Origin of the sequence: Mariprofundus aestuarium (assembly GCF_002795805.1) — a bacterium.
Taxonomy (GTDB): domain Bacteria; phylum Pseudomonadota; class Zetaproteobacteria; order Mariprofundales; family Mariprofundaceae; genus Mariprofundus; species Mariprofundus aestuarium.
Genome location: NZ_CP018799.1, coordinates 355,001 through 360,000, shown reverse-complemented (window position 1 = coordinate 360,000; position 5,000 = coordinate 355,001). Strand labels below are relative to the sequence as shown.

Annotated in this window: 1 protein-coding gene and 2 rRNA genes (1 of these 3 cut by a window edge); 1 reads left to right on the top strand and 2 read right to left on the bottom strand. The window is 48.2% G+C overall.

Annotated elements, in window-relative coordinates:
- Positions 1-2 precede the first annotated feature (2 nt).
- Complete coding sequence (locus tag Ga0123461_RS01880) at positions 3-2,003, top strand: PAS domain-containing hybrid sensor histidine kinase/response regulator (RefSeq protein ID WP_100276791.1); 2,001 nt, start codon at positions 3-5, stop codon at positions 2,001-2,003.
- A gap of 100 nt (positions 2,004-2,103) precedes the next feature.
- On the opposite strand, the gene rrf is transcribed toward Ga0123461_RS01880, so the two are convergent.
- Both rrf and Ga0123461_RS01870 read right to left on the bottom strand, forming a co-directional pair.
- Positions 2,104-2,218: ribosomal RNA gene (gene rrf / locus Ga0123461_RS01875) — 5S ribosomal RNA — on the bottom strand.
- 84 nt (positions 2,219-2,302) lie between these two features.
- Positions 2,303-5,000, bottom strand: a 23S ribosomal RNA gene (locus tag Ga0123461_RS01870) (it continues 255 nt past the right edge of the window).

Genomic DNA, 5,000 nt, shown 5'->3' with positions numbered 1-5,000 from the left:
GTATGACACGGGGTGCAACAGACCAAGTATTAACAAAAACAAAACTCGAAGAAATCATCAAGCTAGAAAAGCGAACCAGCAAAGAATTGCAGGCCAGCCTTAAGAAGCTCAAGAATCTAGTCGATGATATTGGAGATAAATTTGTCCTATTCAGTCATACGGTGGATACAGGGGAACTTCTCTATGTGAGTGATGGCGTGACAGAGGTCCTTGGCATCAGCAAAGAAGAGGCTATGGGCAGGCCATGGTCTGAAGTTGCAAAGTGGTATCCCGGTAGCCCAAAAATTGCTTATGAAGAAATATCAAGCCTAGTCAGCCGGCAGAAAGATTACGCACGGTTTGAGATGAATTACACCCACCCCGATGGCAGTGAGCGCACCATTCTCGTTTCAGAGCACCCTGTCATAGATGAGAATGGAGAGGTTGTTTCAATTGATGGCCTCGCAGAAGATATCACTGAGCGTAAAAGCATCGAGAATGCTCTTCGGTTATCTGCCACTGCTTTTGAAACACGTGAGGCAATTCTCATTACCGATGCGCGAGGGGTTATTCTAAGCGTGAATTCCTCCTGTGAAGAACTTACCGGCTACAGTGCCAATGAACTAATTGGAAAAAGACCGAACATTCTCTCCTCCGGGAGACATGACCTTCATTTTTATGAAGCAATGTGGAAAGCACTAACTAGCGAAGGATTTTGGAAAGGTGAGTTAATCAACAAGTGCAAGAATGGCAAAGAGTACACCGAAAAACTGAGTATCACTGCCTCAAAAGATCTTACAGGAAAGGTCATTAACTACATTGGGGTTTTTTCTGATATCACTGAGAAAATAGCGCTCGAGAAACAGTTGCGGCAGTCTCAAAAAATGGAGGCAATTGGCATACTGGTTGGCGGAATTGCCCATGAGTTTAACAATATGCTGGCCGCAATTTCAGGAAACTTGTATCTCGCGAAAAGAAAGGTCGAAAAAGAAGGTTATGTCAGAGAGAGACTTAATACTGCGGAGGAGGTTTGTTTCAAGGCAGCCGGAATAATTAAGCAACTTCTTACTTTTTCGCGCAAGGATACCTCAGAGGGTAATTTGACTGTGATCGATATGGCTCATTGGCTACCGGAAGGCGTGAACCTTGCTCGCTCTGCTTTGACTTCAAGAGTCGAACTGAAGTGCACCATTGAAAAAAACAACCTTCTTGTCAGTGCTGACACAACAGGGCTTCAACAAATTATTATGAACCTGATTAACAATGCACGTGATGCCAGCAGCCATCGAGAACACCCTCTAATCGAAATCGAGGTAAGCAGTGGAAGTGCTACATCAGAGTTTCGGCAGATGCATAAAGATTTTCAAGGATATGAGTTTGTACGCCTGATGGTTCGTGACAATGGCACAGGCATCCCCGAAGATAAGCTGGAAAGAATATTTGAACCTTTCTATACCACCAAGTCAGCAGGAAAAGGAACCGGACTTGGGATGTCTGTCATTGATGGGATCGTAAAATTGATGCATGGCTGCATAGTAGTTGAGAGTGAGTTGAATGTGGGGACCACTTTTAATATCTATATCCCAATGCTGCATGACGAAATCAAAACTGATGCAACGAAAAGCCAGGAAGAAATTCCAGAAGGAGTTCTGATAGGACATGGAGAAACGATTCTCATTGCGGATGATGAGGTAGACATCCTTAAAATGCTTTCAGAAATCCTTCAGGGACTAGATTATAAGGTGATCACCGCATGTGATGGCCAGAATGCTGTTGAGCAATTTGAGCGAAACAGTCAATCCATTGATATGGTGCTTCTTGACGTGGTGATGCCAAAGTTGAGTGGTCCTGCGGCGGCTATATTGATGCGGGGAATCAATCCTAATATCCCTGTGCTGTTCTTAACCGGCTACAACCCTGATGAGATGCGATCTAATATGAATGAACTAGACAACTATCAGATTTTCTCTAAACCGATTCGAGTTAATGAGTTGAGCTTGGTGGTTCGTAAATTGTTTGGCTAAAACTGCTAAAGCAACTTAGAAGTTAAACAGAAAAATTTAAGGACAAACAAAAAAAGCCCCACCGGAGCTTTTGGCTCAACGGTGGGGCTTTGTATTAAATTCCTGGCATCGACCTACTCTCCCACAACGAACGCTGCAGTACCATCGGCGCAAAGGAGCTTAGCTTCTGAGTTCGGGATGGGATCAGGCGTTTCCTCCTCGCTATAAACACCAGGAAACTGGTGGATTGAATCGGTTAAGATCCAATCTATAACAAGTACTTTGTGATAATCTGTAATATTCCAATGTCTTAACGTTGCATGGTCAAGCCACACGGGCAATTAGTACAGGTCAGCTCCAAGTGTTGCCACTCTTCCACACCCTGCCTATCAACGTGGTAGTCTTCCACGGCCCTTTAGGGAGCTTAAAGCTCCGGGAGAATTTATCTCGAGGCTGGCTTCCCGCTTAGATGCCTTCAGCGGTTATCCATTCCAAACGTAGCTACCCTGCAATGCTCTTGGCAGAACAACAGGAACACCAGAGGTTTGTCCATCCCGGTCCTCTCGTACTAAGGACAGATCCTCTCAATTCTCCAACGCCCACGGTAGATAGGGACCGAACTGTCTCACGACGTTCTAAACCCAGCTCACGTACCACTTTAATCGGCGAACAGCCGAACCCTTGGGACCTGCTCCAGCCCCAGGATGTGATGAGCCGACATCGAGGTGCCAAACTCCCCCGTCGATATGAACTCTTGGGGGGAATCAGCCTGTTATCCCCGGCGTACCTTTTATCCGTTGAGCGATGGCTCTTCCACTCGAAACCACCGGATCACTAGAACCGTCTTTCGACCCTGCTCGACTTGTCAGTCTCGCAGTCAGTCACACTTATACTCTTGCGCTCAATGGCTGATTTCCGACCAGCCTGAGTGTAACTTCGCGCGCCTCCGTTACTCTTTAGGAGGCGACCGCCCCAGTCAAACTACCCACCAGACAATGTCCCAGACCCGGATAACGGGCCTTGGTTAGAACCCAAGCATATTCAGGGTGGTATCTCAAAGATGGCTCCCCTACGACTGGCGTCGCAGGTTCAAAGCCTCCCACCTATTCTGCACAAAATATACCTAGATCCAATGTCAAGCTATAGTAAAGGTGCACGGGGTCTTTCCGTCTAGCCGCGGGAATGCTGCATCTTCACAGCAAATTCAATTTCGCTGAGTCTCTGGTTGAGACAGTGGGGAAGTCGTTACGCCATTCGTGCAGGTCGGAACTTACCCGACAAGGAATTTCGCTACCTTAGGACCGTTATAGTTACGGCCGCCGTTTACTGGGGCTTCGATTCAGAGCTTCGCCTTGCGGCTAACCCCACCTCTTAACCTTCCAGCACCGGGCAGGCGTCACACCCTATACATCGCCTTACGGCTTAGCAGAGTGCTGTGTTTTTAGTAAACAGTCGCTACCCCCTGGTCACTGCAACCCTCTTCTGCTTCACGAGCGAATCGCTACACATACAAAGGGCACCCCTTCTCCCGAAGTTACGGGGCCAATTTGCCGAGTTCCTTAACCAGAGTTATCTCAAGCACCTTAGGCTTCTCGCCTCACCCACCTGTGTCGGTTTACGGTACGGTCAACTTTAGACTGAAGCTTAGAGGATTTTCTTGGAAGCATAGGATCACTGACTTCGCTCAAACCGAAGTAAGAGCACGACATAACACCTCAGCGTTAAAGAGAGTCCGGATTTGCCAAAACTCTCCGCCTACATGCTTGTACCGGGACAACCAAACGCCCGGATCAGCTACCTTTCTCCGTCCCCCCATCGCATCTAAAGTCGGTACAGGAATATTAACCTGTTTCCCATCGACTACGCATTTCTGCCTCGCCTTAGGGGCCGACTAACCCTGCCCTGATTAGCATGGTGCAGGAATCCTTGGGTTTTCGGTGAACGGGTTTTTCACCCGTTTTATCGCTACTTATGCCAACATTCTCACTTCTGATACCTCCACCACTCCTTACAGTATGGCTTCGCAGGCTTACAGAACGCTCTCCTACCGCGCAGATAAATCTGCACCCGTAGCTTCGGTGGTATGTTTAGCCCCGTTATATCTTCCGCGCAGACCGACTCGACCAGTGAGCTATTACGCTTTCTTTAAAGGATAGCTGCTTCTAAGCTAACCTCCTGGCTGTTTTTGCCTTTCCACTTCGTTTTCCACTTAACATACACTTGGGGACCTTAGCTGACGGTCTGGGTTGTATCCCTCTTGACAACGGACGTTAGCATTCGCTGTCTGTCTCCCATGATTGCACTCCTCGGTATTCGGAGTTTGGTTAGGTTTGGTAAGTCTCGCGACCCCCTAGCCCATCCAGTGCTCTACCCCCGAGGGTGATACATGAGGCGCTACCTAAATAGCTTTCGGAGAGAACCAGCTATTGCCAGGCTTGATTGGCCTTTCACCCCTATTCACAAGTCATCCCGATCGTCTTCAGCCGATGTGGGTTCGGACCTCCACGATGTCTTACCATCGCTTCATCCTGCTCATAAATAGCTCGCCTGGCTTCGGGTCTATGCCCAGTGACTATGGTCGCCCTATTAAGACTCGCTTTCGCTACGGCTCCTGCTGACGCATTAACCTTGCCACTGAGCCATAAGTCGTTGGCCCATTATACAAAAGGTACGCAGTCACCCTGTCCGAAGACATAGGGCTCCTACTGCTTGTAGGTCCATGGTTTCAGGTCTATTTCACTCCCCTCAACGGGGTACTTTTCACCTTTCCCTCACGGTACTGGTTCACTATCGGTCGCTGAGACGTATTTAGGCTTGGAGGGTGGTCCCCCCAGATTCAGACAAGGTTTCACGTGTCCCGTCCTACTCAGGATACTACTAGGTCGAATTAGAATTTCGTATACGGGGCTATCACCCACTATGGCCGCACTTTCCAGAGCGTTCTACTATCCTTCATCATACCATGTTGTAGTCCTACAACCCCGGCAAGTAAACTTACCGGTTTGGCCTGTTCCCGTT